Source organism: Candidatus Limnocylindrales bacterium, from assembly GCA_035571835.1.
Lineage (GTDB): Bacteria > Desulfobacterota > Binatia > UBA1149 > CAITLU01 > DATNBU01.
In genome coordinates this window covers 447,061-453,060 of sequence record DATNBU010000039.1, presented here as the reverse complement: position 1 = coordinate 453,060, position 6,000 = coordinate 447,061, and the positions used below count along the sequence as shown (strand labels likewise).

The following is a 6,000-nucleotide window of genomic DNA, read 5'->3' as shown; positions in this document are numbered from 1 at the left end:
TCTTAGCGGGGAGGTACGCACGGTCAGCGAGATAGCGCGCGAAGCCAAAGTCACAGGGCCGTATGTGAGCCGCCTCATTCGCTATGCGTTCCTGGCACCGGACCTCGCCGACGCGGGCCTGTCGGGAAAAGAAGCTACGCGCGGCGGTCTCGACGTGCTCCTGGATTCACCATTGCTGAGCTGGGCGGAACAACGATCCCGGCTTGCCTCGCAATCAGTCCGGAGGTGAGACGAGGCTGGCACGCGCCCGCCACGGATACACTTAAAAAGTGCGTGTCGTCTTCGAGTATGGCGGTAGAGCAATTAGCCGCGGCTCAATGAGGCTTCTTCGTGGCTGAGGTGCGAGAAAGAGAATAACATCGACATTACGGGTGCGAGATAAAGGGCCGCGCTGGCGGCCTAGGTTCGTTAGGCATCGGCCTTCGCGAGATGAAGAACTTCGCCCACGAATAGGTAGGTGTTTAGAAAGAGCGATCGAGCTTCCTCTGCGGTCACTTCGCTATGGACTCCAGAGGAAACCCGATCGAAGAGATTTGCCAAGTTTTGCCTAAGCCTTTTTTTGCGTGAAGCGCTATCAGTCTTTGTGTGAATGTAAGCGTTGATGCGATTCTGATGCTTGGACGCGTCGAGGCTAAGGGCGTTCCCACCGATTTCCATTGTTCCCTCTGTTGGTGGGAACACAGAATCTGCGAACGCTTCGATTATGCGCCGACAGGTTACGAGAGCCTGCGAGATCGACTCCTCATCGTTTGCAGCGAGCCTGTCCATAACAGCGGGGATCTTCTGAATAACGTCGCCACAATTATCGGCGATCAAAGTGTCAACCTCGCTCTTGTACCGCTCAAAAATCGATTCCGATAGCTTGTCGAACTCTTTCTCGTAGTAGACGTCGGTCACAAAGTCGTGCAACTTCGCGAGCACTCGGCTTTTGATCCCGCTGAGTCGCCCGATGAGATTTGCGGATTCGGTCATCGCTCGCGTCACGTTCCCAATCGCCGCGATGGCGAACTGACTGCTCGAGTCTGGAGTTCGCATGGAAGCCAGTTTGGCTTTTTCAGCTAGAATCGAAGCCTCTTGCTGAGCGAGTGGCCCCCAGTATCCGGTCTTGTTTTCGTAGTTCACCCACCGGTGTGTGAGGCTCATATATTTCAGCGATACTGGATCTGAGCCATTGTATCCGCCCATCTCCAGCTGGAGCCACTGACGAATCTCGTTGTTGCCAACCCAACGAGCGAGGCGAGACGCCTTGAGGATCAGACTCTCAGCGCTCGTTCGGCTAAGCTCGATGTCGTCTAGCAACTCCCGAGCGAGTTGAAGAATGTGCTCCGATCGACTTTGGTCGGTCATGGTGTTCCGCGGATCACGCGTAACGACTGAAGTAACTGCGGTCGCAGATACGGCCAGCTCGAAGCGCGGCCCTCGGCCGGCATCCAGTTGAGTAATAGTTAGGCACCGCTCAGTTCTATAGGCCGCTTGAGCCGCGGGTTAGTCACATCGCGGCAATGCCAAGTATGGCTGCATCCCGGAGCGAAGTCGCTCAAGCGAAGCGCGATGAACATCCCGCGGCTTTACCATTTTGACTGCTCCAGACGTCATCCCCCTTACCCATTCTGGGATGACCTCTGATTGTTCGATGAGACTTAGTGTCTCGGCCACCCACTGCTCTGGATCCGGGGATCGTTCGAGAACGCCTATGTTAGCTAGATGTTGTTCGATGGCGCACGGGATGACAGACTCGCACTTTGCGACGATGCCGAGCACGTAAAAGCTCAACCTCGGATACGATTTTGCTCCGCTCTGATTGGAGATGGCGTGAGGCGCAATGAAGAAAGGAATTCCGCTTTTGATATGCGCCGCCGCTGAAATATCTAATCCGCGATGCACGATCGCATTTCTAAGCTCTCGTACGTACGAATAGTTCACCTTGCCGGATGGGTTCTCCGCAAACACGAAGCGCGACTCCAAAAGCGCCGAGAATCCGATCGAGAGAGAGGCGCTCTCCCGTAGCAACTCGACAGCAGAAATAAGGCTACTGAAATAGTTGGAGTAGTTGACTCTAAGGTCGGAGGTTTGTGCGGTCGTGAGCGGCGTCCGCAGGGAAAGGGCGCAGCGCAGGGCAGTCTGCCTTGTTGCGAGGTACAAGGACAAGGAGTTCAGGGTCGCTCTATCCTGTAGGCTGAGACTATCCATGCGTCGAGAGGTTAGAAAGAACGAGACGATGGGTCGAACGACGGTGAACAAGCCGAGGGGGAACGCAGGTTCGCGCTCGTGCGGCCTCGACGCAGCAGAACCGTCTCCACAATCGCGGTGCTTTTTCGGGACTTAGCACAGGACAGGCAAGTAAGACTGCGGCACCAAGGTCCGCGCGTGCTTGACCGGCGCCCATCACCTTCTTGGAGTTGCGCAATGGGCTAAGAGTCGCGTAGATTTACGCTCTCCTTCTCGAACGTCTACGTACGGCACTCCGAGCCTGTGGTTGGGCAATTGCGCGGAGATGGGGCCTTCGTTCCGTCACCACTGGCCGCTAAGATATTCGTCATTGTTGACCTCGTAGGAGCATCCTCGCCTAAGTGTGTGATCGTCCGCGAGGGTAACAATCCAAACCGACCACGATCGGAGGATATCATATTCGGCACAATATTCTGGGCGGCTGCTGCTAGCCAAGTTGGCCGACCTCCGCTTATGCATGCGAGATGAAGGAGGCGTAGCCCAGCGACCATCACAAAAACGGGACAACGGCCGGGTCTTTGAGGTGGTGGTGGTAGGAGCCTGAGAACTCGGCCGTGGCGAAGAAGCACAAAACGAGAACTCGTTGAGATTTCTACGACTGGCGTGTCGGGCCGACGCAAGGCGGTCGAAGTCCGCACGCGATTGCGTATCGGACTGCTCGGCACATCGGAGGTGCTGGGCATAAGCGAGGCATTCAAAGTCATTAGAAGGAAGATCGACCGAGAAGGCGATCGCGTGGTCACGCCATGCCCGAAAGCGCCCCAGGTCCTTTGGGGGCCGCTCGACACCCTGATCCATCGTATTCTGATTCCATCTAGCGTCGAAGTATTCCGGCCGACCCGCCTTCGGAATGAGCGACCATTCGAGGTCGGCTTGGCCGCGATAGCACCATCCCACGCCTTCCACCGGTGGAAATTCTTGCGCCAGGGCATAGAGATGTCCCAAAGTATGCGCGACACGTTCTTCCATGCTTTGACTGTTCGCTCCTCCTGCCTAGTTCCAAATCTACCGAGGCTTACAGCTTAGCCGAGATTGCGAGCCGGGTCCCGTGTATTGCGCCGGTGACGCGTCTCACGACTCTGCGGCCCATTGCTTCCTACGCGCGCGAAATATCTATCTCGCCTAACAACTGGGCGCGACGCGAGGCTAGTCTGAGCCCAGAGAAGGTCACCCACCTCGGAGCGACTTGGGTGTCCAACTTTTCACGAAGCACTTCCTAAGCGAATCTGGAAAATCCGTGACGATGCGAAATGCCCGCGGGGAAGCCTTCCCGTAATCGCCCAGTCCGGGTTCATTGGGAGAAGAGTATCGTCACTCGGGGCCGCCGAGTCCGGGAGAGCATGGGGCTCACGTTAGAGAGCTGGGAATTCGGACCAGGTGAAAGTGGAGAGAGGGATCTCGACTGCAGTACTCGTAGCCACAGTCGGATCGCCTGACTTGCTGAGTCACACGAGTCGGCCATCTAGGCGGGCGCCCCATTGGTACCACGAACGTCTGACAAATTCGGCTCTAGTTGCGAAATCGTAGCCTCTGCCCGCCACCTCCGACCCTGTTGGGACGCGGGCGGCAGTGTCTCTCCTAGGAATGCCCAAGCCTGGACAAAATATGCGAGCAACCTCGGCACAGGCCCCGATGTGTGACGGTGGCCACCGCGTTCCCCATCCCCTTCTTTTGTCACGCGCCGCAGTCGGGTAAGGAATCGTGCATGGGCAACGTCGCCGTCTTCGTCGATGGCACCTACAATTCTCCAGAATCGACTCATACCAACGTTCATCGGTTGGCTGAGCTCGTCATCGAAGACGCGACCCAAGCCGCTCCGCACTACCTGCCCGGAATAGGGACAGACGAATGTGGCGACGGTAAGTTGTCTCAAACTACATCTTTCCTCGTCAACGCCGGACGGACTGTTCGAAAAATCTTCGCAGGAACCAGCGGATATGGAACTGAGGGACGCATCGTTGCCGCCTATCGCGACCTCTGCCAAGTGTACCATCACGGGGACCATCTCTTTCTTTTCGGGTTTAGCCGCGGAGCATTTGCTGTCCGCTCGCTGGCGGGGTTCGTCGCCGAAGTCGGGCTGCTGCTCAAGGATCACGCCACGGACGCGAATATTATCGAGGCATTTCGGTTGTACGAGGACGGAAACAATGCGCTCGCGGGATCGTCACTGCGTGCGTATCTTCGAAAGCTCGAGTTTCCCACGCAGCTTCGCGAGGACCAGCAGATTCGGATCCACTTTCTCGGCGTCTGGGACACCGTGGCAAGCATTGGAATCCCTACGCGATCCCGATGGCTGACCGCCAAGTGGACTGAACGCTATCAGGTCGCCGTTCCGCCCAACATCTTCCACGCGCGACACGCCCTCGCACTACATGAGATGCGAGCATCATTTCGGCCGCTTCCGTGGCGGCGTCACAGCGTAGTGGATGACCAGCACTCCTTGAAGCAGGTGTGGTTCACCGGGGGGCATGGCGATGTAGGGGGAGGCTACTACGACAAATCATTACCGAGCCTGGCCGACCGTGCTTTGAGGTGGATGGCCATGGAAGCAATGCAGCATGGACTGCGGCTGCTTCCTCTACCGCCTGACCCCGGGTCGAATCTGCCGCTCAACCACGAAATCCGCGGAAAATTCCTTTTCGCACCGCCGCGAATGCGACCGCAACTTACGGAGATCCCTGAAGCGCCGTCGGATTTTTCGCTCCATCCATCGGCTATATCTCAGTCCATTCGATTCAAGCCAGCCGACTACCGTTTTCCGCCCCGCGTGCATCGTTGTCTGACGCGCATCGACCGTAGGATTCCGGGCTTCCATTTCGAATTGTGTTATCGCAATGAAACAGAACGCCGACGGAACGAAGTCCGCAGCGAATTGAAGGACGTAGATGAGGCAGAACTGACCACCGCTATCGCGCAGAGCAGGCTACTGTTGACCACCCATCACAAACTTTCTACGGGGGGACCCAGGGCAGTGTCGCGAAGCCTGCTACTGTGGATCCTGTGCGTTGAGAGTGAAGTCGACGATGCGTTGCGCGGCTTCCTGGCGCTGAGCGGCGTGATTGAGAAAGAGGCCCCGCCATTTCGATCGGAATGTCCTCTGGAGGACTGGGTGGTGCGGCTCGGACTCGTCGCGGAGGCAGCATTGCTTACGTCGAGTGCACTCCCTTCACTGCAAGTTCCTCGACTTTTGGAATTCGCTCAGGAGGTGCGGAAAAGAAGAAGCGGAATTTCTATCAAGCTAACGGCAGGCCCAACGCGGATCCCCATAAGTGCAAGCAGGACGATCCAAGTTTCCAGACGCCGAAGCGACTGACGGCGGTGAACAAATTGCTGAGGACCGGGCCGAACGCTGTCGGTACATACGGGAGACTTTGCGATAGGCGGAGGGAAGGGTACCAGAGAATGGTGCCAGGAACGCGCGCTTTCGCCTTCCGCTAGTCGTTGCGCTTCGTATGTTGACTGGCCAGAAGCGGCTCAGAGAAAAACGCGTGGATCGGCCCTTTTCATCTGAGTTCGGCTTTCTCCAAGTCTCACGCGCGCGAACATGAATCACGGATTCCCGCAGCAACTCGACTATATTCGACGACCCGAGAGAAGTGCGGAAGGTTATAAAGAATTGGCGGAGCGGTAGGGATTTGTACTCATGGACTTGTAGTAGGGTTGCGTCGATGACGCGCGGCGTCGTATTTGAGCGATTCGTTGTCGATCGCGAGCCGGCTGCGTGCAGCTCACAGGTCGACCTCGGTAGGCTTTCGCTCGTAGTATTGTCCA

Annotated in this window: 3 protein-coding genes; 2 read left to right on the top strand and 1 reads right to left on the bottom strand. The window is 57.0% G+C overall.

The features are described 5' to 3' along the window. Positions 1-229 (top strand): hypothetical protein (locus VN634_18930; GenBank protein ID HXC52968.1); only part of this gene is annotated, 229 nt, incomplete at its 5' end. A 179-nt stretch (positions 230-408) separates the two neighbouring features. Here VN634_18930 and VN634_18925 read toward each other — a convergent pair. Then, a complete protein-coding gene (locus VN634_18925; GenBank protein HXC52967.1) occupies positions 409-1,347 on the bottom strand; it encodes a hypothetical protein in 939 nt (312 codons plus the stop codon). Between the two features lie 2,587 nt (positions 1,348-3,934). Here VN634_18925 and VN634_18920 point away from each other — a divergent pair. Beyond that, positions 3,935-5,542, top strand: coding sequence for a DUF2235 domain-containing protein (locus VN634_18920; GenBank protein ID HXC52966.1), 1,608 nt, complete (start codon positions 3,935-3,937; stop codon positions 5,540-5,542). The last annotated feature ends 458 nt before the right edge of the window (positions 5,543-6,000 follow it).

What these genes read in the sequence shown, in the direction of transcription:
- VN634_18920 (HXC52966.1), top strand. Translation starts at nt 3,935, where the DNA reads ATGGGCAACGTCGCCGTCTTCGTCGATGGCACCTACAATTCTCCAGAA.
- VN634_18925 (HXC52967.1), bottom strand. Translation starts at nt 1,347, where the DNA reads ATGACCGACCAAAGTCGATCGGAGCACATTCTTCAACTCGCTCGGGAG.